The sequence below is a fragment of the Clostridiales bacterium genome (assembly GCA_014799665.1).
Lineage (GTDB): Bacteria > Bacillota > Clostridia > Christensenellales > Pumilibacteraceae > Anaerocaecibacter.
Genome location: JAAVHP010000007.1, coordinates 92,963 through 118,467 on the forward strand (window position 1 = coordinate 92,963; position 25,505 = coordinate 118,467).

Consider the following 25,505-nt stretch of genomic DNA (forward strand, 5'->3'; position numbering starts at 1 on the left):
TACACGACACTAAAAGTTTCTTGCCTACTTCTTTTCAAAGAAGTAGGCAAAATGCTTGCCTTTTAATAAAAGGTATGGTAAAATATTGCGTGGACAAATAATACATTCAAGGAGAATAAAAACAATGGCAAAGAAATACTGCTATCTCTTCACCGAAGGCAACGCCGGAATGCGCGAGCTTTTGGGCGGTAAGGGCGCTAACCTTGCGGAAATGACCAACATCGGTCTTCCCGTACCTCAGGGCTTCACCATCTCCACCGAAGCCTGCACGCAATACTACGAGGACGGTCGCAAGATTAACGACGGTATTCAAAAAGAAATAATGACCTACATCGACAAGATGGAGAAGATCTGCGGCAAGAAGTTCGGCGACAAAGAGAACCCGCTTCTCGTTTCCGTTCGTTCGGGCGCTCGCGCTTCCATGCCGGGCATGATGGACACCATCCTCAACCTCGGTCTTAACGAAACGGTCGTCAACACCATTGCCACCAAATCGGGCAACCCCCGCTGGGCATGGGACTGCTACCGCCGCTTCATCCAAATGTTCTCCGACGTCGTTATGGAAGTGGGCAAGAAATATTTCGAAAAGCTCATCGACGAGATGAAAGAGAAGAAGGGCGTAACTCAGGACGTAGACCTTAACGCCGACGACCTTAAAGCGCTCGCTATGCAGTTCAAAGCCGAGTACAAGAAACAGCTCGGCAAGGACTTCCCCGACGATCCGAAGGAACAGCTTTTCGAAGCTATCAAAGCCGTTTTCCGTTCGTGGGACAACCCCCGCGCGAACATCTACCGCATGGACCACGACATTCCGTATTCGTGGGGCACGGCTGTCAACGTTCAGATGATGGCGTTCGGCAACATGGGCGACAACTGCGGCACGGGCGTTGCTTTCACGCGTAACCCCGCTACGGGCGAGAAAGGCCTTATGGGCGAGTTCCTTACCAACGCTCAGGGCGAGGACGTCGTTGCGGGCGTTCGCACTCCCATGCCCATCGAAAAGATGAAGGAGATATTCCCCAAGGTATACGAGCAGTTCCAGCAGGTCTGCAAGACTCTCGAAAACCACTACCGCGATATGCAGGATATGGAGTTCACTGTCGAGAACGAAAAGCTCTATATGCTCCAAACCCGTAACGGCAAGCGCACCGCCGCCGCCGCTATCAAGATCGCCTGCGACCTCATCGACGAAAAGATGATAACCGAGAAAGAAGCGCTTATGCAGATCGACGCCAAGTCGCTCGATATGCTTCTTCACCCGCAGTTCGACCCGAAAGCCCTTAAAGACGCCGACAAGAACAATGTCGTAGGCAAGGGCATTGCCGCTTCCCCCGGCGCCGCCGCAGGCACGATCGTATTCACCGCCGAGGACGCCGTTGTGGAAGGCAAGAAAGGCAACAAGGTCATACTCGTCCGTTTGGAAACCAGCCCCGAGGATATCGAGGGCATGAAGTACGCGCAGGGTATTCTTACCGTTCGCGGCGGACAGACCTCGCACGCTGCGGTCGTTGCGCGCGGCATGGGTACCTGCTGCGTATCCGGCTGCGGTGATATCAAGATGGACGAGGAGAACAAGCAGTTCACTCTTGCCGGCAAGGTTTATAAGGAAGGCGACGCGCTGTCGCTCGACGGCTCGACCGGTAACATCTATAACATCATGATCCCCACCGTTCCCGCCGATCCCAACTCGGGCTACTTCGGCAGGATCATGGCTCTTGCGGATAAGTATAAGGCTCTCGGCGTTCGCACCAACGCGGATACGCCCGCAGACGCTAAGCAAGCCGCCGCGTTCGGCGCGCAGGGTATCGGTCTTTGCCGTACCGAGCATATGTTCTTCGATCCTCTGCGTATCGGCGCGTTCCGCGAAATGATCTGCGCCGACACCGTAGAGGAGCGCGAAGCCGCTCTTGCCAAGATCGAGCCCATGCAGCAAGCCGACTTCGAAGGGCTTATGGAAGCTCTCGAAGGTCAGCCTGTTACCATTCGTTTCCTCGATCCGCCGCTCCACGAATTCGTTCCCACCGACGAAGCGGATATCGAAGCGCTCGCTAAGGCACAGGGCAAAACCGTTAACCAAATCAAACAGATAATAAGCGATCTCCACGAGTTCAACCCGATGATGGGTCACCGCGGCTGCCGCTTGACCGTAACGTATCCCGAAATAGCCGTTATGCAGACCAAAGCGGTCATCAAAGCGGCTATCGCGGTCCAGAAACGCCACGCTAAGTGGAAGGTCGTTCCCGAAATCATGATCCCGCTTACCGGCGAAGTCAAGGAAATGGCGTTCGTTAAGAAGGTTGTCGTTAAGACCGCCGACGAGATCATCAAGGCTTCGGGCGTCAACCTCAAATACGAGGTCGGCACCATGATCGAGATCCCGAGAGCGGCGCTTACCGCCGACGAGATCGCCAAGGAAGCCGAGTTCTTCTGCTTCGGCACGAACGACTTGACCCAAATGACGTTCGGTTTCAGCCGCGACGACGCGGGCAAGTTCCTCCCCAGCTATTACAGTAACAAGATTTACGAGTTCGATCCGTTCGCTAAGCTCGACACGACGGGCGTAGGCAAGCTCATGGAAATGGCTGTCACCCTCGGCAAGAAAGAGCGTAAGACCCTTCACTGCGGTATCTGCGGCGAACACGGCGGCGATCCCTCGTCCATCGAGTTCTGCCACCAGATCGGCTTGAACTACGTATCCTGCTCGCCGTACCGCGTTCCGATCGCCAGATTGGCTGCCGCGCAGGCGAATATCAAAAACCCGAGAAAATAATTTTAAGGATAACGAAAGAGGAGGGCGAAAGCCTTCCTTTTTTGTTTTTCTTAACGTGCAACGCGAAACGGCAAAATATTAGGTAGTATAATTTAAAGTTGCGCTCGACGCTTCGTCGGGCGTTTCACTTGAAAACCATTCACACACGGTTATATTTTTAACCAAAGCTTTTGATCTTCGGTTTATATCTAATAATGCTTGATTTTTTTCGTAAAAAATTATAAAATGTAATCAAATGGTTTCATATAATATCACAAGGAAGGTTTTTATGAAAAATAAGAAGATAATTTCTATTTTAAGTTGTTTGCTTGCGGTAATACTCTCGTTTAGTTTTGTGGGCTGCAACAAAAGCAGCGGAGGAGATTCCGAACCCCCTACGGGTCCCTCTACCTCAGTTGATGATCCCTCTACTTCGGTTGACGATCCTGTTACTTCGTTTGAGGGCCCCGTTGCTCCGGTTGAGTCTACCGAGACGGTTGAAGTTAAAAATGCCACCGCCGCCGAGATTACGGGCGGCTATGAAAAGGGTACTGCGCGTGCAACGCAAACAAGCGAGTATCTCGGCGCGGTTGACAAAGTTGTAAAACCCGTAAAGGAAGTAATGGACGAGCATGAAACCTACGGCGTAACCCAATATCCCTATTACGGGAGAAATCTTAAAACTTCGACTAATAACAGGGACGCGATTTACTGGGAAAGTATTTCGCTGTTACCTCAACCGACGTGGAGATCGCGCGGTATATACAACGGTATAGACGCCGAGGGCTATCTTTTGAAGAACGGTCAGCGTATCCTTGCCAATAGTGACGACGTGGACGAGGACGATGAAGATGAAGAGGGCGAGGTTATTTCGGGCGGTGAAGACGCGGGCCTTGAAGAGGGCGAAGAAGTCGTCGAGGGCTCTACGACCGTAAATGAGCAGTTTAATAAAAAATATAGAATGTTGTACAAGCATACGGCGTCTATTACAATGTACGGCGGCGGGCTTTCGGACAAAGAACCCCGTATAGTCAAGAAAATTACGGCTTTAACTCATGCGAAACTTGCTTCTACCACGATTACGGGTTTATATGCGCCCGCGGGTGAAGTTATTAAGATCGAGATACCCGAGGCAGAGTATAAAGCTGCCGGCGGAATTGCCGTGTATATCGGTCAGAACTATAACCTTGACCAGCAGGTCGCTGTGGAATTTACTTCGAGCGGAGTAAAGGGCAACGGCTTTACACGTATGACCGATATTTTAAGCAAATTCGAGCTCAGGGATAAATACAAAAACGTTACCATTGAAAACGGTATAGCCACTGCGTACGTCGGTTCTTTCCTTGGCGGACCTATCTATTTTCGTCCTATAAATAACAGTGTGGAACGCAAGGTTTCCGTAACTATTTCCGGCGCGGTAAGATACCAGCACTTTATTCTCGGCGTAACCACTCCCGAGGAGTACGAGTTCAACAAATCTTCAACCGCACCCTATTTCGATCTAGAGGTATTCGACTCCGTTCGTTTTACGACACATAAATATGCGTCGTCGAACGGGCTTGCGCTTAAAGACTTCACTTACGAAAACTGCACCGACGCGGCTGTTCTTTGGGATAAGATTGCCGAGGTTTCGACCCGCGTAAAGGCGAACGGTCTTTCGGGTGCAAGTGCCCCCGTGTATATTATAGGTGACTGTTACATAGCTGCGGGCGCGGCGTTTGCCAACCCCGGACGAAACGGTGTAGTTTGTCCCCCGAGCTGGCTTGCGGAAGCACTCAATTACAATCATTTCGTCAACAGCGGAAGCTGGGGCACCATGCACGAATATAACCATTGCTGGCAAGGCTACGGTCTGAAAAACGGCGGTGAAGTAACCAATAACGCAACTACGTTAATTTCATATTCGCTTTATACGAGAATTTCCGCGGGCAGAACGTCCGCTACGGGCTGGGGCAACGGCGGCTGGAACAGGTTTACGGATCCGTCTAAATCGCTTGGCGAGCTTTTGGTAAACGGCAGAAACGGCAGTGCCCGTGAAGATTTGTCGGTATATGCAACGCTTTTACACAATATCGGTCAGGATAAGTTTATAGCCGCGGCGAAAGGCGGTAAGGACAGCGGTGCAACCACTTACTTCAATAACCTCGTAAGCGCCACCCATCTTGATATGACGTACTACTTTACAAGCGTACTTAATCTCGGTGTGGGAACGTCAAGGGGCGTATCTCAGGCGGCGGTAGATGCGGCGCAGGCTAAAAATTATCCCATGTTCGTGCCTGTTTCTTCCGTATATCAGGTAGGCAGAAGCATTATTTACGACGGCAAAAAGGAATACATAACGACCGCTCAGCCCTTTTCTTACGGCACGGGCGAGTTCACGATGGATTTCACCAACAAGAATAATTTCAAGGGCAATAGCTTTGCAAGCAAGGCGCTCGTAGTTCCCGACGGCTTTACCGTAACGGTTAAAAGCGTTACTCAGCCTGCGAACGGCACGGTTGCGAAACTTGACGGCAACAAAGTAAAGTACACTCCCAAGTCGGGCGCGGCTTATTCGGGTAATTTCATCGTAACCCTCGGTATTACCAAAGACGACGAAGCTTTCACGGTTGAAGACATAGACCTTGTAATAAACCTCAAACAGGGAATTATTTCGACCTTATACAGAACTACTTATACGTATGACGAAGCTTCGAGTATGCCTTCATCCGACGCGGTTTATAACGAGCAGACGAAAACCTTCGATTTCGGTAGCTATGCGTCAACCGAAACAAGGAAAAACGTTTGCACGCAGGAAACCAATACGCAGATTTGGGGCTCGGGCAGAAACTATCTCGACGACACATTTGATAAAACCGTTTCAAACACGGAAGGTCATTACAAGGCGTTGGAAGTAGGTAAGACGATACAGACGCTTGACGGCGTTATGTATTTTTCCGCCGCCAACACTTACCGTTTTACGCTTAAAGGCAGAGGCAAAGGAACGCTTTATCTCTCATACGATAAGGGCGCTACCTGGGAAAAGGCGTTTACGTTCGACAGGAATAGCGGTACCGCTTACGTAGCAAACGAGTATTACGAGCATGAGCTTACGTCAAACAATAGTTTTGTTTATTTTAAGGTCGTGCTTAATGTAAAAAATGACTGGCAGGATTTCTTCGGTATCGGCGTAGCGGCTAAACAGTCCAACGGCAGTTTTTCGGCATTCAGCGATGCAAGCGCGATTGCGGAGGCGAGCATTGATGCAAAATTGGAAGAGTCCAAGAAATTCGAAACGGATTACCACTTCGAGAGCAACTACACTTATAAGTACTCGGGCATTGAAAATATATCTGCTTCGACTATGTCGCTTGTTTCCGTAAACTACGAGTCCTGGGACGACACTTTACTCATTGCAAATATGTTTGACGGTAAAGCAGATACGTATTTCCATTCCAAAGGCGGTGCGGAGAACTATATTACCGCAGATAAGCCGTTAGAGCTTGTCGTTGATTTAGGTTCCGTACGCAAGGTAAATAGAGTTACCTTCAATGGCTACAAGGGCGACTATAAGAATAAAAACAACGGCATGGTTAAGAGCTTCAAACTTTACGGCAGTAAGGACGGCACAAATTACACGATTTTAACCGAACAAGTCGATGCTGTGACTAATGACGCAAGAAATAAGACTTATAGTTTCGACGCTGCGGAAATAAAGTATTATAAGCTGGTAGTAACCAAGACCGATAACGGTCGCTATTTTGCAATGAACAGCATCGATTTCTCGTACGGTATAGTTTTTGCCAACGGAAATATGGCAACGCCCCACGACGAAAACGTCATTTATTCGGGCGAATGGGGAACAAAAAACACTCTTTGCGATTACGGCATAATCTACACTGCGGAAGCGGGCAGCAGCGTTTCGTACACCTTTACCGGTACGCGGGTTGCATATTTTGCCGAAAAGTCCTCTGATTACGGCACGGTTGATATCTATATTGACGGAGTGCTTGTCGCATCGGACGTAAGTCTTTCCGCAAGCAATCCCAATATTCAGGTGTCGGAAACGCTTTACAACTCGTTCGGTGAATCAAACGCAGTAAAAGCGGGTTCGCTTGCATATATTTATTCCGGCGACGCACTTGCGCAAGGCGAGCACGTCTTGAAGATTGTAGGCAAAAGCGGTTCGTTCAATGTGGACGCATTTGCATATTGGAACTGAATCGCCCATTATAGTAACACGGCTGCACAGGTGAACATAAAAACCCGAGAAAGTAATTAATAAGTCTAACCGCTCGCACTGTATCGTGCGGGCGGTTATATTTTTAAATGCTTTCGTAGCGCCGTTTGACAAATCGGGAATTTTTCGATATAATGTTTTTATCGAGATTGCGTACCGAATACGGGGTAGATCATGGGCAAACAAATCAACTATTGGCTTGATTACGACGGTTTTTTAAAGATAGCGGAAACGGCTTTGCAAAAAGGCTGTGAGATCTTAAAGAAAGAAAACGGAAAGGTTATCCGCGGTAATGATATTTCATTGATCACGCCTAATTGTTTCGATTATTTTTTTCACTATCCGCCCGCGGGAGAAGTAAAGATCGGGGCTTTCGAGGATGGGCGAGAGTACGTAGACAGCGGCTACACGCCGTCGGGGAATACTTTGATAGAAGCGGGTTTTTCCCGTATTTCGTACGATGCAAAAACCATTAGCAGAGCAAGACTTTTTGTTATAAGCGGCTACTATGATAAAAACGACGAGTGGGTCCCGCGCCCCGATTGCATGACGAAATTATTTTCAAGCCTTGAACGCGTCGCAAAAAAGGTCGCCCCGCGCAACGTGGAAACATTTGAATACGTAACTCCGAACGGAGAAAAGACAGTCCGTAAATACGTTTTCTACGTTTCGCCAGTTTGCGCACAGTTTATTGAAAAATATCAAATTAAAAAATATTAATTTGCTAATTTAACGCATTTTTTAAAAACTCAATAGAATAAAATCATTCTATGAGATAATAATGCTTGATAAGGCTTATTCCAAGGAGTAGGCTTTTTATTTTGCTTAATATAAATAGATTTGACTTTTTTGGGGCTGCGTGATATAATTTTAATGTGAAAGAGCAAAAGAAACAGGAAAACTGGACGAAAAGACGGCACGCGCGAGTATTTGCGTTTTTACGCCCGATTTTCGGATTGTTTTGTAAACTGCGCTATCGCTATACCGCCGCAAAAAGCGGTTTGAAAAAAGGTCCGTATCTTATAATATCCAATCACCAGACTACTATGGACCCGTTCCTTCTTTCGCTGTCGTTCAAGTTTCCCGTTTACTTCATGGCTTCGGACGATATATTTAATCTTAAAGTTTCGCCGCTCATTAGGTATCTCGTTGCGCCCATTCCCAAAAGCAAATCCGCAAGCGATCTGGCGGCGGTGCGAAACGTGGTGCGCGTAATTAAGGAGGGGGGAGCGGTCGGGATTTTTCCCGAGGGCAATCGCACGATTTCCGGCGGACAGTGGGAAATGACCGACGCGATCGCAAAGCTTGCCAAATTGGTTAAAGTACCGCTTGTGATCTACAATATAAAAGGCGGCTACGGCACCGACCCGCGCTGGGGACATTCAATAAGAAAAGGTCGCAGCACGGGGAGCGTGCGCAGAATAATATCGCCCGACGAGCTCAAAGATATACCGACCGAAGAATTGTTCGACGTAATCAAAACCGAGCTTGCGGTCGACGATACGCTTTCCGGTATAGCATACAAGAGCCGTAAACGCGCCGAGTATATAGAACGCGCACTGTATCTGTGCCCCGTGTGCAACAACGTTTCGGTTATTTCGTCGCATAAGCATAAATTCAAATGCGCGCATTGCGGTACGGCTTCGACCTATACGAATAAGCTTGCGATTTCTCCGCCCGTAAACGACTATACGCGCATATACGAGTGGTTCGAGTGGGAGCGCAAGGAAATCGTTAAAATGGTATCAAACGGTTTGGAAGTGTGCGACGACGGCATACTTTTCCGCGAAAGCGTTAAATTCAAAAGAAAGAAAAAGCTTGCGGGCGACCGCGTTTTGATAAATAAAGATAATATTATAATTGCCGATCGAAAGGAAGAACGCGTTTACCCTTTAAAGGATATTTCGGCTTTGACAATGGTCGGTAAAAAGAAATTCAATTTTTATTACGACGGGAAGATTTTGCAGGTCAAGGGCAATAAGCGGTTTTGCGCAATAAAATACGTGCATATTTTCGACGGGCTTAGGCGGATCGCCGAGCCGATAAGCGAGGGCTGATTATGGATTACTCCGAGTTAAACGTTTGGGCTTTTTTAATACTGATAGCGGTATTGCTATTCAGTATGCTTTTGGGCAACGTTCTCAGACGGTTCATTCCGTTCCTGAAAAAGACCTTGATACCAGTATCGGTTATCGGCGGTTTGATATTGTTGATCATTTCGACGATTACATACTATTGCGCAGGCGATTATTTCTTTAATTTTTCGCTGTTCGGCGGAAGCGGCGAGAGCGGCGGCTTCAACGGTATGACGATTTTGGAGCTTATAACTTATCATTGCCTCGGTATAGGTTTCGTCGCTTCGGGTATGCGTACTTCCAAGAAGAAGTTCAATAAACAGCGCGCGGGCGAGGTGTTTAACTCGGGCTTGACTACCGTCAACGGATATTTAATACAGGCGTTCGTCGGTTTGGCTGTTACGCTCATTGCCGTAGCGGCGTTTCATCCCGACGGGCTGATTTCGGCGGCGGGTATTTTGCTTGCGTTCGGGTTTGGTCAGGGCACGGGACAAGCAATGAATTTCGGCAATACCTTTGAAAGCTACGGTTTTACCGGTGGAAGTAATTTCGGCTTGACCATCGCCGCGCTCGGTTTTTTGGTAGCGTGCATAGTCGGCGTTATTTATATCAATATTATGCGCCGCAAGGGGCGGATAGAGATAGTGGAAAAGGAAAAGAGCTTTACACTGTCAGATTACGAGGACGGCAACGAGATTTCGGTTGTTTCGTCCATGGATAAATTTACCGTGCAGGTGGCGATCGTGCTTGCCGTATACGCCGCGTCGTTCGGGATAATGTACGGCTTATCTAAGCTCATCCCGTCGCTTGCCACAACGCTGTTCGGCTTTAACTTTTTTATCGGCGTGCTTTTGACAATACCCGTAAAAGCCGTGCTCAACAAGCTTTACGATAAAAAGCTCATAAAGAAGCAGATCGTAAATAACTTTATGATGGACAGAATAGGCGGATTTGCTTTCGACCTTATGATAGTAGCTGGCGTTGCGGCAATAAGAATACCGCTCCTCGTATCGTACTGGGGCGTATTGCTTATTTTGGCTGTTTTGGGCGCGCTCGTCACCGTGTTCTACGTAAACTTCGTATGTAAACGGCAGTTCGCGTCTTACCGTCACGAGCAGTTTTTGGCGTTCTTCGGTATGCTTACCGGCACGGCAAGCACGGGCATGATTTTGCTGCGTGAGATAGACGGAACTTACCGCACGCCCGCAAGCGAGAATTTAGTATTTCAAAACGTGCCCGCGATGGTGTTCGGTTTCCCGTTGATGTTTTTGGCGAACTTCGCGCCGCAAAGTGATCTGAACGCGCTGATCACTTGTCTTGTGGTCGGCGTGGCGTTCGTGCTTTTAAACCTGGTACTGTTTAGGAATAAGATTTTCAGACGGAGAACTCCAAAAGCCGCGACCGCCGAGGCGACAGCGGACGGCGCGCCCGACGGAGCGGAAATCGACGGCGAAGTAAATACGAATAGCGAGAATAATCAAAACGACGTAGAAAGCGTTTTAGATTCCGCTGCTGTGCAGACCGATAGCGAAAATACGCCCGAGAATTAAAAGGAGCCGATCTACGTTTAATTATGCAAGATAAGAATTTATACGCAGCTACCGCATTGGAACGGCTAAAAGACGGCAATAAAGTCTACATAAATTGCGCGACAGGCGTCGGCGATATTTCGCCCGAAAGACGACAGTATACGAGCGAGCATGGGCAAAAGCCGTATGCCGTAATCGTGAGCTGTTCCGATTCGCGTGTTATTCCCGAAAGCATCTTCTCGGCGGGGATAGGCGATTTATTCGTTATACGCGTTGCTGGCAACGTGATAGACAATAGCCAGCTCGGTAGTATAGAATACGCGACGGAGCATCTTGGGTGTAAGCTTGTAGTCGTTCTCGGTCACACGGGTTGTGGTGCGGTAAGCGCCGCCGTAAACGAAAACAACGGGTACGTTAAGTTTCTTACAGACGAGATCAAGCACGCCGTCGGGAATGAAAAAGATACCGTTAAGGCGAGTATTCTCAACGTAAAACACAGCGTTGAAAAAATAGAAAAACTTTTGAATAAAACGGGCGAGTTTACCGTTATCGGCGCGCTCTATCACACCGAAAGCGGCGTTGTCGATTTTGATATAATATCCCAATAGCACGCCCCCTAAACAAAAGGAAAAACGAACCATGAAAAAACTTATTGCATATTGCGGACTTGATTGCGAAAAGTGCGACGCGCGAATTGCTACGCTTAACGACGATAATTCTTTGCGGGAAAAGGTCGCTAAGCTTTGGTCGAAGCTGAACGGGGTGGAAATCACTGCGGAAATGATCAATTGCGAGGGTTGCCGCGCCGACGGAGTAAAAACTCCATATTGCGACAGTCTTTGTCCAATAAGACAGTGCGCGCTTGGCAAAGGCTGCGAAACCTGCGGCGATTGCGCTACTATGGACTGTTGCCGGACCGTAGGAATGGTCGTATCTAACAATCCCGAAGCGCTTTCTAATCTTAAAGGAACGACGGAAAACAAATAATGAACGATACTTTGATATTCGGCGATAGAAATCAATTCAGGAGCTGGCTTAACGAGCATTGTCTGGAAACCGACGGCGTTTGGCTTTTGTTCGGCAAGCGCGGCGAGCCCAAAACGCTGAAAGCCGAGGAAGCGCTGGAAGAAGCGCTTTGCTTCGGTTGGATAGACGGACAAATGCAAAGCATTGACGATGATACATATAAAAAATATTTTTCATTGCGTAGAAAGAACAGCAAATGGTCTGAGAAGAATAAGGCATTGGTAAAAAGCCTCGAAGAACGCGGGCTAATGACCGATTACGGCAGAAGCAAGATAGAAGAAGCCAAGCACAACGGGCAGTGGGACGCGCCAAAACCCGCAGCGATTACGGACGAACAAATCGACGCTTTATCCCAAGTTTTGAAGTCGTACGAGCCTGCGTATACTAATTTTCAGGCAATGCCTTTGTCGGTAAAGAAAACGTACGTAAAGGCGTATCTGGATGCTAAAACAGAAGCAGGGCGCGAAAAACGCATTGCTTGGATGGTAGATAGACTCAATAAAAATCTGAAACCCATGTAAAGCGGAAAAAAGCAACCGAAAGTTTACATATAGAAACCGAAAATCGGTGGCATATTATATTCGCGTATTGTATAATTGTTTTGATTTCAACATTGGGAGCAAAGTATATGACTTTCGGCGATAAACTGGCTAAGCTGCGTAGGACGCAAAACTATACGCAAGAACAGCTTGCGGATCTTTTATGCGTTTCGCGGCAGTCGGTCAGCAAGTGGGAGAGCGATTTGGCTTATCCCGAAACGGAAAAAATAATTAAGATTTGCGAGCTGTTCGGTTGCTCGTCGGACTATTTATTATTGGACGCGCCTGAACCGAACGAGAATGAAAAATCTACTTCTTCGCAGGATATAAAGATAAGCGGTACTTCGTTATCCGTTAAGGAACGCAAAAGCAAAAAGATGATAGGCGGTTTGCCGCTGTGGCATATTGCCAAGAACGCGCGCGGAATAATAGCTATCGGCGTGAATGCGCGCGGAATTATCGCGGTAGGGGTAAAGTCCTGTGGAGTGGTGTCGGTCGGAGTTTTATCGCTCGGCGTTATTTCTATCGGCACGCTTTCGCTCGGGTTGTTGTTTTCGGTAGGGCTGTTCTCTGCGGCATTGTTCGCCGTGGGTGCGATTGCGGCGGGCATATTCTCGGTCGGCTCTATCAGTTTCGGTGTGTTCTCACTCGGCGCGGTTGCGATAGGCGATATTTCGGTAGGCGCGCTCGCAGTCGGGCAGTACGTAGCAATAGGCGACCATGCGTACGCACCGATAGCGATAGCCGGCACTAAGGCGGTGGGCAGTACGTTCGAGCACGTGGGTAAGCTGACCTTGGAACTGAAAGAGCACGTAAAAGTCTTGATCGACGAGACAGTTCCGTCGCTCTTGCGTTGGGCGGCGGCAATAGTCAAGTCGTTGCTCTCGTGAGCTTAAATAAATTAAGTTAAAATCAATAAGCGGTATCGTCGAAATTTTGTCGATATCGCTTTTGTATGTATAAGATTTTACATTATTAATACTTAGTTTTTGATATGATGGCAGAGATAGGTGTTGACAACTGTTATTAATAATGGTATATTTTTCAATGAGATCGACACGCGAAAAAATCAATAAATTCTTATTAAGGTTAATGAAGGGTGAAGATTGTTTGGAGGAGTTTATTGATTATTCGCGTGGATATATGCAATACATAGCGTATAAGTATTTAATTGATAAATCACTGGTTGAGGATGTGTTTTTTTGGCATACGATAGAATTCTACGCGCTATAAAAACTTTTGATAATTCAAAAAACGGATTGGCTTGGATCGTGAGAATAACTCAAAATGAAGCGTACAAATTGAACCGTGAAGAAGTAAGTCGAGACGAGTCATTGGAGAAATACATAGCCTTAGAAGAATACAAAGATACAAGTCCTGTGGTTTTTAATGAGAATGAACGTTTAAATAAATATGATATAGAACGGGCGATAGCGCGTTTGGATGACCAAGAGCGCACAATAATAGAATATAAAGTTTTTATGGATATGACTTTCAGAGAAATATCCAAAGAAATGAATATTCCAAAAAGCGCTGTCGCTTATGTCCTAAAACAAGCCCTGAAAAAATTAGATAAATATTTAAAGTAATTTTTGGACAAAACAAATTAATAAAACATACTCCTATTTACAGTAGAGGTTAGCTTGAGAGAACAAGATCTTCATAAAAAAATTCGAGAGAACAAATCGAATGATAATATAGCGTTAGCCAACGCGCTTAAACAAATCCACCCCGAGCTCGCGCAGAGCGAAAATACCGAAAAGGGTGCGCATCCGAAAAAGTCGATTTTAAAGCGTGTTTCCATTTTTGCGCCGTTAGCGACAGCGGCGGCTTTGGCTATTGTATTAATTCCTTCTTTATTGTTGAATAATGACGGAACAACAAATAATGATCATAATGGTGGAACAACGAGTAATGATCATACTGGTGGTACAACAGGCGGTGAACCACTTGGCGACAGTAGCGGCGGACCCGGGTGTGAGTATATACCTATGGAATTAGATTGCACCGTATTAGAATACAATGAAGCAAACGGCACGAGCTTTCTGTACTTTGAATGGGATAATGTTTCTGATTACGAAGTAACAAAATACAAACACTATGCAACAGAAGATTTCTTAGGATTGTGCGTAAGCCTTTGCAATATGGAAACAAATGACGATATCGAATACGTTATTTGTCCCGATGATCACCCGTTGGACTTTTTGGAATATAATATATGGATATGTAAAAAAGAGAGCACGGTTTCGGACTGCTTGGTAAAGTGGTTTACGGTCAACGGTAATTCTTACGGAATTTTTCAATGGGATAGCTACGACTACTATATCACGTTGAAAAATAGCGATGAATCGAGATTGTTCGAGCTTATCGAAATATTGCTTTTATCGCAGGAATAAAAGGTGCATATCATGCTAAGGACGTTTAAGATTTTTGATAGGACTTATGAATTAGATGATGAGTGCTTACCGCTTGAAACAAACGCAAAAAACAATTCGGAAAATTTTTCCAATGTAGATAGCGTGCCGTTTTCTCCGCAGTACGTGAGTACTGTGACAATGTGTCTGCATATCAGTGAAAGCTGCAATCTTAACTGCAAATATTGCTTTAAGAAAATCGGCGGAGAATTAGGTTTAGACGATATTAAGCGATTTGTTGATTGCGTCATGCAGGTTTATCCTAATGCGGATAGATATATCATAGATATGTCGGGTGCGGGAGAACCTCTATTACATAAAGAGTTAGCTTTACAGATAGCAAAATATTGCAATAGTTTAAGCGATAGATATTTAAGAGAGTTTCTACCGACTTTTGTCACAAACGGAGTGTTGTTGACGCCCGATACGGTTAAAGAGCTTCAATCGGCGGGAATACTGTTTGGCGTTAGTTTGGACGGAACGAAAGAAAACCACGATAAGAACAGAATTTTTCACAACGGAAAAGGAAGCTACGACGTAGTTACAAATAATATCAAGGCGATAGAACATAACGACTACGTGGGTTTGGCTATGACTTATACGGACGGCAATCTGTTGGAATCGTTTTTAAGTATGTCTAAGCTATTGCCTACGATCAGTATGAAGCCCGTTAGGTATACCGACGGAGAGTTGGATATACAAGCTGTTTGCGACAGATACGATAAACTGGTAAAATTCCTGTTAGACGAAACTTTATCGGGTGATAAGAAGTATATTTATTCCGTTATTAACGGTGATGATTATTTCGGTAAGTTTTTAAAGCGCACCCTGCTTGGCAGAAACGTCTACGGTCGTTGTGATGCGGGAATCGGGCGTTTTTTTTGGCGGGCGATAAAAACATTCATTTTTGTCCTGCGGCGGTAGGTATAGAGGGCGGAGTCGTGGGTGATTTGGAATACGGCATACGGCTGAGAAAAATAGAAGAAATGTGGAATAGTCAGAGAAATAACAAATGTAACGGTTGTTTTGCGCGCGGTATTTGCGGCGGGGAATGTAAAATAGTATCATTTAACAAATACGGGAATTTTAACGGCGTAGATCCTATTATGTGCGAGATAAAGCGCCACCTTTTTCTGCTTGCACGGTATTTTGTAGAAGTGGTCAAAGAGACCGATTCTCAAATATATCATTGGCTTTCGGATACCGCTAATAAAATAGAGAGTTATTATTGTCGGGATGAAGAACTAATAAAGGCGGCAACATTTTACAGAGATAAATTCACGTATACCGAACTGAAAAGAATTAAAGATAATAATCCCGAAGAATTCAAAAAGATTTATAATAATATTCAATAAAAACCGCATTAGGTTTTTTATTTTTTATATCCTTGGACAGAAAGGCAAAAAGAAGTATATACCTATATGAAATCAATAAAAAATTAGGAGACAAGAGATGAAAACAAAAGTAAGAAACGGAGTGATAGCGGCAGCGTTGGCGGGAGTGGCATTAAGCTCCGCGCTGTGTTTGACAACGGGGAATTATTCGGCATTGGCGGATGAGGTAATTACCGAGCCGGAAAACAATCTCGTTCCAGTCGAACAAGCGTTGAAAACGGTCGGTAATGACTTGGAGTCTATTGTCACTGGATATAACAAAGTATTCGGAACGGAATGGGCGGCAACAGGGATAGAATATTCTTCTCCCGTTTACCTAATCGAAGATAACGAATACGGTATGTATTTGGACCTCGACGCAGACAACGGTTATGCCGTAATGACGACGAATAAAAAGATATACCGTGTAGAAACAAACGGTGATTTGGAATATTTGCGCAACGTTGACGATATATATTTCAGCTATATGGACGGGTTCATGTATATCGACGATAACGAGCAATTCCGAAAATACGAGCAGAATAAAGAAGATATTTTCATGGACGGGATTGTAGATTCGCCTGCAAAAAAAACCGACGACCATTTTAACGCCGCGTTGGCGCTTACTTCCTCATCTACAATATATCCGGGTCAAATCAGAGCCGGGGACGATGGGGAAATCGATCCCAGAAAAATCGACGCGTACGTTTCTGCGCGTTATCCCGGATTTACTTTTAATAAAAAGGACGTCGGTATTGTATCCGGGTTTGAGTATTCTATTCAAGATCATACAAGTTATTATATTAAACTATATGATAAATGAGGTTGGAACAGCGATGGTAACTGCTCTTTAAACGCTATGTATAACGTAATGCGGGATTGGGGTAAACGCGGATTTATAGACGTACCATATTCTTCAATATATACCGACGATATAACTTGGGGCATTCTTAACGATCCGCTATATAGCGAATATGGAAAAGGAACTAAGTCCGGCTCGGACTCACGTGGAAGCTATAAATGGATAGCCAATTATAATTATTTAAAAAATATGCCCATACTATACAGCAATATACGTTCCTACGCATTAAAAAAGGGATATACTCCCGAAAGCGGATATTACGCTTCAGACGTCCCCGCAACAATGGAGTATGTGGCAAATTTCCTTTACGATAATAATTTAGGGGTGGAGGAGGCTCCGTCGTTAGGCGTAGTAACGTCAAAAATTTACTCCAAAAAATGTTGTTTTTTGGCAATTACCGGTAGCAGCACGTATGGCAATCATGGGGTAGCGTTAATAGGATACCATAAATATGGCAAAGAAACCAGCGTAAGCGATACGTATTCTACAATAGAATATAAGTTTTTTTACGAGGTTGCGGACGGTGGGAACCTTTCATCCCGAATATTTGATCCCAATACGCCTGCAAACCCCGATCTTAAATTTTATTATATGGCGAGGTGCTAAAATGAAAAAACTATTATCCGTATTATTAGTCGGTTTACTTGCGTTATCTTGTTTTGCATGCGGGGGAAAGAAAGACGAGCAGCCCGAGCAGCCTGGCAGTAAACCGGTGTGTACCGCAATTGACACTTTAATACAAGATATAGACGGTGAAGATAAATGCTTTTGGGAAGACGGAGAAGTATATTTTAATGATCACTTTGCATCCGGAAGTCAAAAACAAAAAAGCGCCGAGTTATCCGTTCAAACCGAATACGATATGTGGTTTGCTGAGCACGAAAGAGATTTAGATTTAGCGAATGAAGAATATTATTATCCTGTTGAATTCGAATATGACGAAACAAAGATCGAGATAGAATCTAATCCGGATAAAAAGGATCATTTTATATTGAAGGTGCTGCAGCCTTGTGAAGAGGAAGAGATGACCTCCATAATAGAGGTTAAGCGCAGCAACCCTTATCTTGTTCCTTTAATATGGCATGTTACAATAACAATCAGTACGGTTGAGTAAAACAGAAACCCGACAGGCATGTTGCCTGTTGGGTTTTTCTTAAAATTTTTGGACAAAAACGGATAAATCGGTTATACCTAAGTGAAAACAACAGTTTGGGAGGTAACTGATGAAAACAAAAGTAAGAAATGGAATCTTCATAGCGTCGCTGGCGTGCGTGGCATTAAGCTCTGCAGTTTGTCTGACTACGGTTAATCTTTCCGCGTCGGCGGATAAGGAAAGCTCCAAGTCGAAAAGCAATCTCGTTTTAGTCGAACAAGCATTAAAGACGGTCGGCAAGGACTTAGAGTCTATTGTCACTGGATATAACAAAGTATTCGGAACGGAATGGGCGGCAACCTCGATAGAGTATTCTTCTCCCGTTTACCTAATCGAAGATGACGAATACGGTATGTATTTAGACCTCGACGGGGATAACGGATATACCGTAATAACTATGAACAACAAGATTTATTGCGTGCATATCAATGGGGATCTGGAATATCTGCGCGGAGCCAAAAAAATATATTTTAGTTATATGGACGGCTTTATGTATGTCGACGATAACGGACAATTCCGAAAATGCGAGCAAGATGAAAACCGCTTTAATCCATTTTCGAATGGTAATTTAGATGCGCCGGCAAAACAAGACGACGATCAACTTGACGGCGCGTCAAATAATGCTTCATCTTCCGTAAACTATCAGGACCCAAGAGATCTTGGGAATGATGGGAAAATCAATCCCGCTCGCCAACCCGAATCTTAAATTTTATTATATGGCGAGGTGTTAGTATGAAAAAATTATTGTTAATATTGTTAACCGGAATACTTGTATTTTCTCTTTCTGCTTGTAGCGTGAAGCCAGAAAATCAACAAGGCTCGCAAGTAGATAATTCACACACAGAAAATGAACAGGACTCGCAAATTGAAGAGAATGTAAGTCGTCCCATACACTTAGCATATGACACTTTTATACAAGATGGAGATGGCGTAGATAGATGTTTTTGGGGAGACGGTAAAGTAGTGTTTGACGATTTTGGCGGCAGAGGTCGGCAAATCAAAAAAAGTGCGACGTTAACTGTGTCGACCGAATACGATATGTGGTTTGCTGATCTTGAAATAGATTTAGATTTAACAAATGATTATTATCCGATTGAATTCGAATATGACGAAACCAAAATCGAGATAACGGAAAATCCGGATAAAGAAAATCATTTTATAATAAAAGTTTTGCAATCTTGCGATAACGAAGAAATATTCATCACGTTAACGTCTAAAAGTCCTTTAGACGAAATGTTTGATGAAAACGGCGAGCCTTGCAGTATACCGCATCCGTGTAAAATCAGTGTAACAATCAGTACGGTAGAGTAAATATATTAACCACAAAGTGTGTTGAATTTGGATCAATTAAAAATATTTTAATACATCCAAATTTGAAATTAAACTGCAAATCAATAAGCGGTATCGTCGAAATTTTGTCGATATCGCTTTTGTTTTTTGCATTATTATGGTATACTTAATCGAATCTCTATGTTTTGGAGAAAAGGTATGCTCGATAAGCATCTTATAGTCAAGACCTACGGCAAGGCGGACGAGAAGAATATTATCGTATGGCAGGATTACCGCGTAACCGTTTTGGGTGAGGGGTTGTTCCGTTTGGAAAACAATACCGCGCATATTTGGCGTGATAATGCTACCCAATGCGTGTGGTATCGGAATGCGCCGAAGCAATCTTTTTCGGTAAACAAAACGGACGGCGAGTGTGTAATATCGACGAACGCCGTCATGCTCGTGTTAAAGCCCGACCGCAAGCAATGCCATGTCGTGCTCGGCGGCAAGAATATTCCCATAGACAATTCGCAAAATCTACTCGGCACGTGCCGCACGCTCGATAACTGCGACGGCGATACCGAGGAATATGCGTGGAAGCCCAAGCTTTTAACTCGTAAAGTAAAGCTCGGCAACGGCGTGTGTTCTAAGAACGGTGTGGCCGTGCTAGACGACGGCTTGTCGCTCACTCTCGACGATAATGGGAAAATAATCGCAGAGCGCGGCGCCGGTAGCGACGAATATATCTTTGCGTTTGGAAAGGACTACCGCGGCGCCGTGCGTGCGCTTTACGAAATAACGGGATACACGCCCATGCTTCCACGCTATTCGCTCGGCAATTGGTGGAGCAGGTACTATCCGTATACGGAAAGCGAATACCTGATTGTACTTGATAACTTTGCGCGGCGAGGTATTCCGCTTACAGTCGCGACTATCGATATGGATTGGCACTATACAGATATAGATAATGAGTTCGGCATTACCGCGAAGGGCGATCCTGTGTTCTACGGCGGTACGAGCGGTTGGACGGGGTACGGCTGGAATAAGCATTTGTTTCCCGATTATAAGGCGTTCTTAAAACGCATAAGCGACAGAAACTTAAAAATCACGCTCAACGTGCATCCGGCGGACGGGATACGCTTCTTTGACGATAACTATAAAAGCATGGCTACGGCTATGGGCAAAGATCCCGCTACCGAGGAAGCGATACGCTTCGACGTTACCGACGATAGGTTTATCAACAATTATTTTTCGTGCATACATAAGCCGTACGAGCAGGACGGTGTTGCGTTTTGGTGGATAGATTGGCAGCAGGGCACAAAGTCCGATTTGGATGGGCTCGATCCGTTGTGGTCGCTCAATCATTATCATTATCTCGATAACGGTTTGAACAACGAAAACCCGATCATACTTTCGCGCTATGCGGGCGTGGGATCGCATAGGTATCCCGTCGGGTTTTCGGGAGATACGCATATAACCTGGAATACGCTTTCGTTTTTGCCGTACTTTACGGCAACGGCGAGCAATATCGGTTACGGCTGGTGGTCGCACGATATAGGCGGGCACATGGGCGGAAAGACGGACGGAGAGCTTTACGCTCGCTCCGTTCAGTTCGGCGTTTTCAGTCCGATAAATAGGCTCCACAGTATGTGCGCTAAGGTTGTATCAAAAGAGCCTTGGGCTTACGGAAACGGCGTAGGACTTATCGCTACGGAGTTTTTAAAGTTTCGTCATGGGCTAATACCGTTTTTGTATACAGCCGATTATTTATCTCACGAGCAGGGCAAAACGCTCGTCGAGCCCATGTATTACGAATATCCCGATTGCGAGAACGCCTACGATAATTCGCGTGATCAGTATTTGTTCGGCGGTCTTATCGTCGCGCCCGCTATTTCACCGCAGGATCCCGACGGCTTTACTAGAATAAAAGTATGGTTGCCGCGCGGTAAGTATACCGACGTATTCACCAAGGAAGAATACGATATAAAAGACGAAAACGGCAGGCAAATGACTTTATTTCGTAGGCTGGACAGCATCCCCGTGCTTGCTAAGGCGGGGACAGTCTTGCCACTTTCTTGTGATAGCGGAAATTCGGTCGCAAACCCGCAAACGCTCGAAGTCAAGGTGTTTTCGGGCGACGGCGCGTACTCGCTGTACGAAGATGGCGAAAACGGTAAAAAGCACTTTACCGATTTTAAGGTTAGTCAGTCCGGTAAAACTGTGACCCTCGATATAAGCGGAAAAGGCGACGATGAAGTAGTTCCGAAGAACAGAACGCTCAGAATAGTTTTCGAGAATATTTATAACGGCAGCGTCGAGCTTTTCGTAAACGGTAAAAAATGCGAGAATGCCGTAGACTATGCCGATAACGTTACTGTGGTCATAACAAATTATGATCCAAATAAAAAATATAAGATAGTAGCCGTCGATAATAATTCCGAGCTTGATAATATCAAGCTGCGCTTGACAGACGCGCTTATGCGTGCGGAATGTGGAAATTACGATAAGGATCGTTGGCATAAACAGTTACTGGCGGCTAAAAGCGAAAAAGAATTGCATGAGGTTATAGACAAAATCGAGCTTGGCGATATAGTAATAGCAAAGCTTAATGAAAATCTAATAAACGACTAATTGTGTTTTAATTTTAGTGATTTATAATTTGTTTGTATAAAGGCGATTGCCGCGTTTTAAGGAGGTGGGCTATGAAGATCCTTCAAAATATTATAGTGTTTGTCTTGTTGCCTATACTTCTGTTTTTGATGTATTTTTTTGTATATAAATATAGTAGAAAATACGGGACGAAGCCCAAGAACCCAAGAGTTTTGCGGTTTCCACGGTTTTTTTTGGTTATACCGATATTCGGCTTTTGTTTTTGCTTGCTTTATAGCATTTATATTTTATTATTTCAATTTGAAGATTGGCCGTTTATAATATTATTTTTCGGAATATTCGGATTTCCCGGTTTATTTGCGTTCATTGCATGGTCGGTGTGGAAAGTGGATATCAAAGACGACGGGTTTGTTTATAGAAATTTTATCGGTAGGAAAGTAGAATACAAGTATAAGGACTTGGAGTATAAACAGTCTAAAAGGTATCGGAGCTTAAAATGGTATTTCTATAAAGGCGATAAAAAGGTTTTTTGTATGCCGCCCTATATCGACGGCGACAATCTTCTATATAAGAAGTATAGAAAATATATAAAAGAAGAAGCGTCAAACAAAATTTAATAAAATTTTTAAAAAAGGGTTGACAATCGAGTTAAAGCATGATATGATATGCAAGTCGTTTTATATACTTTAAGCGACAATGTTTTGCTTGCTTGAAATTTTTGATCGACAAAAAAGAAACTGTACGGGAGGTGGCGTTCATCTATGGACTATAAGGCGATAACTTACGAGCTTCAAGAAAAGTATTTGTCACCGTACGCGTGCAAGGACAGCGACAGTAAGGGGAGGCTTAAACCGCTCGAACCCTGTCCCATGCGCACCGAGTTTCAGCGCGACCGCGACCGCATAATTCACAGCAAGGCGTTCCGTCGGCTCAAACACAAAACGCAGGTATTCCTTTCGCCCGAGGGCGATCATTACAGAACGCGGCTCACGCATACGCTCGAAGTCAGCCAGATAGCGCGAACGATTTCCAGGTGTCTGCGGCTCAACGAGGATCTTACCGAGGCGATCGCGCTCGGTCACGACCTTGGGCACACGCCGTACGGGCACGCGGGCGAGCGCGCGCTAAATAAGTTTACGCACTTCACGCACAACGAGCAGTCGCTTAGAATGGTGGACGTTATCGAGTACGACGGACAGGGCATGAACCTTACGTTCGAGGTGCGCGACGGAATACTTCATCACACGTCGAGCGGCACGCCTGCAACTCTCGAAGGCAAGGTTGTGGCGTTCGCCGACCGCATTGCATACATAAACCACGATATAGACGACGCGATCCGCGGTGGGGTGATCAAGGCGACGGACATTCCCAAACGGTTCACAGACGTGTTCGGCGACACGCATAGTAAGCGCATTTCGTCCATGATAACCGATATAATTACCGAGAGTTATGGCAAAAATACGGTTGCGCAAACTCCCGAGTTTGCTTCAGCAATGAACGAGCTGAGAACGTATATGTTCCAAAACGTTTACACTTCGCCGCTCGCCAAGTCGGAAGAGAAGAAAGCCATAAAAATGATAGAGTATTTGTACTTGTATTTCTGTGCGCACGAGAGCGAGCTGCCCGAACAGTTCAGGTACGAAACGGAGCCCGTCGAGCGCCGCGTATGCGACTACATTTCCACAATGTCCGACCACTACGCCGTGCGCCTTTTCGAGGGCTTGACCGTGCCGCAGAGTTGGTCCAAGCTGTAAAGATTAGCCAAAGTCAAACGAGGAGTTGCATGGATAGAGAGTTTTCCGATTTCATCGGTAAGGTGCTCGACAAGACCGACATAATTTCGCTTATATCGCGTTACGTTCACGTCGATCGCAAGGGCAATACTTACTGGGCGTGCTGTCCGTTTCATCACGAAACGCAGCCGTCGTTCTCGATATCGCCGGACAAGCAGTTCTTTCACTGCTTCGGCTGCAAAGAGAGCGGCAACGCCATCTCCTTCGTTATGAAGATGGAGAACATCGAGTTTATCGACGCGCTCAAAATGCTTGCCGAGCAGGCGGGGCTGGAAATGCCCAAGCCCAAGGCGGGAACAAACTTTCAGCGCGTCGACAAAAAACACCGCGAAACTCTGTACAATCTCATGCGCGACGCGGCGCGGCACTACCACGACAACCTCAATAATCTGCGCGCCAAGGTCTTTAATGACTATCTAAACGACAGACAAATAACGCCCGCTATGATAACGCGGTTCGGGCTCGGCGCGAGCCTCGACTTTAACGAAATGCTCGACTATCTCTTGTCAAAGGGTTATACCTACGAGCAGATCCACGCGGCGGGCATTGCCGAGGACAAGGACGGCAGACATTACGACGTTTTCGGTAAGAGGTTGATCTACCCGATAATCGACAACATGAACAACGTTGTGGCGTTCGGCGGGCGCACGCTCGAAAAGGACGCGCAGTTCGCCAAGTACCGTAACAGCACCCAGACCGAGATCTTCGATAAGTCAAAGGTTATTTACGGTATCAACCTACTCAAAAAGCGCAAGCAAAAAGCCCCGATAGACTACGTAGTAATGGTCGAGGGGTACATGGACGTAATAGCCTTGCACAAGGCGGGGTTCGATACGGCGGTCGCGTCCATGGGCACTGCGCTCACCACCAAACAGGCAAGACAGCTCAAACTGTACAGCGACCTGGTTTATATCAGCTACGACGGCGATACCGCAGGGCAGAAAGCAACCATGCGCGGATTGGATATCCTGCGCGAAACGGGTATCACGGTCAAGGTCGTGCGTTTACCGGACGGACTCGATCCCGACGACGTCATCAAGCGCGAGGGCGCGCAAGGCTATCAAAAGCTTCTTGATGAAGCCGTGCCGCTCACCGCGTACAAGATAGACGTTCTCAAAAACAAGTTCGATATTACCGATCCCGATAAGCGCGCGCAGTTCGCGATAGAAAGCACTAAGGTCGTAACGGCGCTTGATAACCCCGTTGAGCAAGAACAGTATTTCGAATATATCGCCAAACTGACCGGATTTTCGGTAACCGCTCTTATGCGACAGGCGAATTTCGAAAAGACCGTTAAGGCTCAAACGCAAACGGCGCCGCCACCGCCCGACGAGCCGAACGCCGCGCCCGTCAAGTACGACGAAGCGGTCAAGTTCTACCTCGCGAGCCTCATTCGCGGCGACTACAAGCCGAACGGCTACAACGTGTCGAGCGTAATGCCGGACGAGCTGTCGCGACGGTTGTACGACTGGTGTATGCGCCACCCCGAACGCACTCCGAATGAGCTGTTCGACGAGTTCGGCAGCGACGGCGCAGTCGGGGAGCTGTACGAATACAAGGGTTTGCCGGGCGACGGCGAAAGCAAGTTTATCGACGTGGAGCGCGAGCTGTACAGGCGAGTACTGGACCGCGAGATAGACAGGCTCAACGAAATGCTTAAAACGGGCGACAAGGGAGTTATCATTCCGCAGATCGGAAAACTGTCCGCCGAACGCAGTAAGCTAAACAAATACCGCAGTTAAGGAGATCACATGAGAGATAAGAACAAAGGATCAAAGACCGTTCAGGAAGTAACGACGCCCGTAACCGCCGCGTCGTACGCACCGTCCGCGGAGATCACCGCCGCGCTCGACGGAATTTTCAAGTCCGCCAAGGACGGCGCAGTCGAGTACGA

Annotated in this window: 21 protein-coding genes; all 21 read left to right on the forward strand. The window is 46.0% G+C overall.

The genetic code is table 11. The features are described 5' to 3' along the window. Nucleotides 1–124 precede the first annotated feature (124 nt). Nucleotides 125–2,770 carry a pyruvate, phosphate dikinase gene (locus HDT28_03120; protein MBD5131573.1) on the forward strand — a complete coding sequence of 882 codons (2,646 nt, stop codon included), beginning with the start codon at nt 125–127 and terminating at the stop codon, nt 2,768–2,770. Between the two features lie 268 nt (nt 2,771–3,038). Beyond that, nucleotides 3,039–6,950 (forward strand): hypothetical protein, encoded by a 3,912-nt coding sequence (locus tag HDT28_03125; GenBank protein ID MBD5131574.1) that lies wholly within the window; start codon nt 3,039–3,041, stop codon nt 6,948–6,950. A gap of 192 nt (nt 6,951–7,142) precedes the next feature. Then, entirely contained in the window at nt 7,143–7,688 is a 546-nt protein-coding gene (locus HDT28_03130) for a hypothetical protein (GenBank protein MBD5131575.1), read from the forward strand. A gap of 155 nt (nt 7,689–7,843) precedes the next feature. Beyond that, nucleotides 7,844–9,025, forward strand: a complete 1,182-nt coding sequence (locus HDT28_03135) for a 1-acyl-sn-glycerol-3-phosphate acyltransferase (GenBank protein ID MBD5131576.1) — start codon at nt 7,844–7,846, stop codon at nt 9,023–9,025. A gap of 2 nt (nt 9,026–9,027) precedes the next feature. Next, nucleotides 9,028–10,593: a hypothetical protein gene (locus HDT28_03140; GenBank protein ID MBD5131577.1), complete on the forward strand. Its 1,566-nt coding sequence runs from the start codon at nt 9,028–9,030 to the stop codon at nt 10,591–10,593. A 23-nt stretch (nt 10,594–10,616) separates the two neighbouring features. Then, nucleotides 10,617–11,180, forward strand: coding sequence for a carbonic anhydrase (locus HDT28_03145; GenBank protein ID MBD5131578.1), 564 nt, complete (start codon nt 10,617–10,619; stop codon nt 11,178–11,180). A 31-nt stretch (nt 11,181–11,211) separates the two neighbouring features. Continuing rightward, nucleotides 11,212–11,559 (forward strand): DUF3795 domain-containing protein, encoded by a 348-nt coding sequence (locus tag HDT28_03150; GenBank protein MBD5131579.1) that lies wholly within the window; start codon nt 11,212–11,214, stop codon nt 11,557–11,559. After that, the gene (locus HDT28_03155) at nt 11,559–12,119 is read left to right on the forward strand and encodes a hypothetical protein (protein MBD5131580.1); all 561 of its coding nucleotides are present in this window, start codon (nt 11,559–11,561) and stop codon (nt 12,117–12,119) included. The genes HDT28_03150 and HDT28_03155 overlap by 1 nt, the downstream gene beginning before the upstream one ends. Before the next feature lie 107 nt (nt 12,120–12,226). Continuing rightward, nucleotides 12,227–13,027, forward strand: coding sequence for a helix-turn-helix transcriptional regulator (locus HDT28_03160; protein ID MBD5131581.1), 801 nt, complete (start codon nt 12,227–12,229; stop codon nt 13,025–13,027). A 312-nt stretch (nt 13,028–13,339) separates the two neighbouring features. Further along, the gene (locus HDT28_03165; GenBank protein MBD5131582.1) at nt 13,340–13,726 is read left to right on the forward strand and encodes a sigma-70 family RNA polymerase sigma factor; all 387 of its coding nucleotides are present in this window, start codon (nt 13,340–13,342) and stop codon (nt 13,724–13,726) included. A 54-nt stretch (nt 13,727–13,780) separates the two neighbouring features. Continuing rightward, nucleotides 13,781–14,533, forward strand: a complete 753-nt coding sequence (locus HDT28_03170) for a hypothetical protein (protein ID MBD5131583.1) — start codon at nt 13,781–13,783, stop codon at nt 14,531–14,533. A 12-nt stretch (nt 14,534–14,545) separates the two neighbouring features. Then, nucleotides 14,546–15,475: a radical SAM protein gene (locus HDT28_03175; GenBank protein ID MBD5131584.1), complete on the forward strand. Its 930-nt coding sequence runs from the start codon at nt 14,546–14,548 to the stop codon at nt 15,473–15,475. Next, on the forward strand, nt 15,433–15,906 hold the full coding sequence (locus tag HDT28_03180; GenBank protein MBD5131585.1) for an SPASM domain-containing protein: 474 nt from the start codon (nt 15,433–15,435) through the stop codon (nt 15,904–15,906). Before HDT28_03175 ends, HDT28_03180 begins: the two co-directional genes overlap by 43 nt. Before the next feature lie 97 nt (nt 15,907–16,003). Beyond that, nucleotides 16,004–16,747: a hypothetical protein gene (locus HDT28_03185; protein ID MBD5131586.1), complete on the forward strand. Its 744-nt coding sequence runs from the start codon at nt 16,004–16,006 to the stop codon at nt 16,745–16,747. A gap of 36 nt (nt 16,748–16,783) precedes the next feature. Next, nucleotides 16,784–17,392: a hypothetical protein gene (locus HDT28_03190; GenBank protein MBD5131587.1), complete on the forward strand. Its 609-nt coding sequence runs from the start codon at nt 16,784–16,786 to the stop codon at nt 17,390–17,392. Nucleotide 17,393: 1 nt separating this feature from the next. Continuing rightward, a complete protein-coding gene (locus HDT28_03195; GenBank protein MBD5131588.1) occupies nt 17,394–17,900 on the forward strand; it encodes a hypothetical protein in 507 nt (168 codons plus the stop codon). Nucleotides 17,901–18,009: 109 nt separating this feature from the next. Next, entirely contained in the window at nt 18,010–18,645 is a 636-nt protein-coding gene (locus tag HDT28_03200) for a hypothetical protein (GenBank protein MBD5131589.1), read from the forward strand. Between the two features lie 26 nt (nt 18,646–18,671). After that, complete coding sequence (locus tag HDT28_03205) at nt 18,672–19,250, forward strand: hypothetical protein (GenBank protein ID MBD5131590.1); 579 nt, start codon at nt 18,672–18,674, stop codon at nt 19,248–19,250. Between the two features lie 159 nt (nt 19,251–19,409). Then, nucleotides 19,410–21,839 (forward strand): alpha-xylosidase, encoded by a 2,430-nt coding sequence (locus HDT28_03210; protein MBD5131591.1) that lies wholly within the window; start codon nt 19,410–19,412, stop codon nt 21,837–21,839. A gap of 740 nt (nt 21,840–22,579) precedes the next feature. Beyond that, complete coding sequence (locus tag HDT28_03215; protein MBD5131592.1) at nt 22,580–23,572, forward strand: deoxyguanosinetriphosphate triphosphohydrolase; 993 nt, start codon at nt 22,580–22,582, stop codon at nt 23,570–23,572. Nucleotides 23,573–23,601: 29 nt separating this feature from the next. Continuing rightward, on the forward strand, nt 23,602–25,353 hold the full coding sequence (locus tag HDT28_03220) for a DNA primase (protein ID MBD5131593.1): 1,752 nt from the start codon (nt 23,602–23,604) through the stop codon (nt 25,351–25,353). The last annotated feature ends 152 nt before the right edge of the window (nt 25,354–25,505 follow it).

Coding starts and splice junctions, on each gene's coding strand:
- HDT28_03160 (MBD5131581.1), top strand. CDS start 12,227: ATGACTTTCGGCGATAAACTGGCTAAGCTGCGTAGGACGCAAAACTAT.
- HDT28_03205 (MBD5131590.1), top strand. CDS start 18,672: ATGAAAAAATTATTGTTAATATTGTTAACCGGAATACTTGTATTTTCT.
- HDT28_03120 (MBD5131573.1), top strand. CDS start 125: ATGGCAAAGAAATACTGCTATCTCTTCACCGAAGGCAACGCCGGAATG.
- HDT28_03190 (MBD5131587.1), top strand. CDS start 16,784: ATGTATAACGTAATGCGGGATTGGGGTAAACGCGGATTTATAGACGTA.
- HDT28_03210 (MBD5131591.1), top strand. CDS start 19,410: ATGTTTTGGAGAAAAGGTATGCTCGATAAGCATCTTATAGTCAAGACC.
- HDT28_03200 (MBD5131589.1), top strand. CDS start 18,010: ATGAAAACAAAAGTAAGAAATGGAATCTTCATAGCGTCGCTGGCGTGC.
- HDT28_03220 (MBD5131593.1), top strand. CDS start 23,602: ATGGATAGAGAGTTTTCCGATTTCATCGGTAAGGTGCTCGACAAGACC.
- HDT28_03215 (MBD5131592.1), top strand. CDS start 22,580: ATGGACTATAAGGCGATAACTTACGAGCTTCAAGAAAAGTATTTGTCA.
- HDT28_03145 (MBD5131578.1), top strand. CDS start 10,617: ATGCAAGATAAGAATTTATACGCAGCTACCGCATTGGAACGGCTAAAA.
- HDT28_03130 (MBD5131575.1), top strand. CDS start 7,143: ATGGGCAAACAAATCAACTATTGGCTTGATTACGACGGTTTTTTAAAG.
- HDT28_03150 (MBD5131579.1), top strand. CDS start 11,212: ATGAAAAAACTTATTGCATATTGCGGACTTGATTGCGAAAAGTGCGAC.
- HDT28_03140 (MBD5131577.1), top strand. CDS start 9,028: ATGGATTACTCCGAGTTAAACGTTTGGGCTTTTTTAATACTGATAGCG.
- HDT28_03185 (MBD5131586.1), top strand. CDS start 16,004: ATGAAAACAAAAGTAAGAAACGGAGTGATAGCGGCAGCGTTGGCGGGA.
- HDT28_03155 (MBD5131580.1), top strand. CDS start 11,559: ATGAACGATACTTTGATATTCGGCGATAGAAATCAATTCAGGAGCTGG.
- HDT28_03175 (MBD5131584.1), top strand. CDS start 14,546: ATGCTAAGGACGTTTAAGATTTTTGATAGGACTTATGAATTAGATGAT.
- HDT28_03195 (MBD5131588.1), top strand. CDS start 17,394: ATGAAAAAACTATTATCCGTATTATTAGTCGGTTTACTTGCGTTATCT.
- HDT28_03125 (MBD5131574.1), top strand. CDS start 3,039: ATGAAAAATAAGAAGATAATTTCTATTTTAAGTTGTTTGCTTGCGGTA.